The sequence below is a fragment of the Marivita cryptomonadis genome, from assembly GCF_002115725.1.
Taxonomy (GTDB): domain Bacteria; phylum Pseudomonadota; class Alphaproteobacteria; order Rhodobacterales; family Rhodobacteraceae; genus Marivita; species Marivita cryptomonadis.
The window spans coordinates 1-846 of sequence record NZ_JFKD01000099.1; the positions used below are offsets into that span (position 1 = coordinate 1).

Sequence of the window (846 nt, forward strand, 5' to 3'; positions counted from 1 at the left end):
GGAATCTTCCGCGAGCAAACCGACTTTCACATTCAAGTGCGCCGACAACGAACGCCACTGCGGCCAGTGCTGGGGCAGCGCGTACATGTGCAGCGCGGCTTCGGCGTCGCAGTGCAGGTCGAGGACGATGTCGGCGGTGCAGGCGTGGCCGAGCAGGATGCGCTGCATGCCTTGCAACTGGCTGCTCGGATCAGGCAAGGCGTTGAGCGCATCGGTCATCGCCTGGCGAATCATGCGCACATTGGCGTGAGGATCATCCCCCAGCCTACCTGTGAGCAACTCCGCCACCGGCTCGCTCAACTCAACGAAATCGCGGTTGAAATTCTTGCCGCTGCCCACCTCGAAACGGCCCTGGTGGCTGCCTTGTAACAGTTGGCCCAAGCCCATCGGGTTGGCCACCGGCACCAGCTCGATCACGCCGTTCAAGGCACCTTGCCGTTCCAGTTCGGTGAGGCGTTTTTTCAGCTCCCAGGCCGCACGCATGCCGGGCAACTCATCGGCGTGCAGGCTGGCCTGGATATAGGCCTTGCGCTCGCCGCCGCCGAAACGGAATACGCTCAGTTGGCGCTCGCAACCCAGGTGACCCCAGGGCAACAGGTGATCGATGCGTTCCATATCAGTGCTTCCGTGGAGCCAGGTAGCTCAGCCAGCGGCGCTCGGCCAACTTGAACAGGCGCACCAGGATAAAGGTCAGGCACAGGTAGAACGCGCCAGCGGTGATATAGGCTTCGAACGGCAGGTAGTACTGCGCGTTCACCGTGCGTGCGGCACCGGTGATGTCGATCAGGGTGACGATGGATGCCAGGCTGGTGGTCTGCAGCATCATGATCACTTCGTTGCTGTACT

Annotated in this window: 1 protein-coding gene and 1 pseudogene; both read right to left on the reverse strand. The window is 61.9% G+C overall.

The genetic code is table 11. The annotated features are described in order from the left end of the window. The coding region (locus tag MCRY_RS22475) for a M14 family metallopeptidase (RefSeq protein ID WP_139834177.1) at nucleotides 1-615 on the reverse strand (615 nt) is incomplete at its 3' end. Between the two features lies 1 nt (nucleotide 616). Then, nucleotides 617-846, reverse strand: a pseudogene (locus MCRY_RS22480) (amino acid ABC transporter permease); the annotation flags it as partial.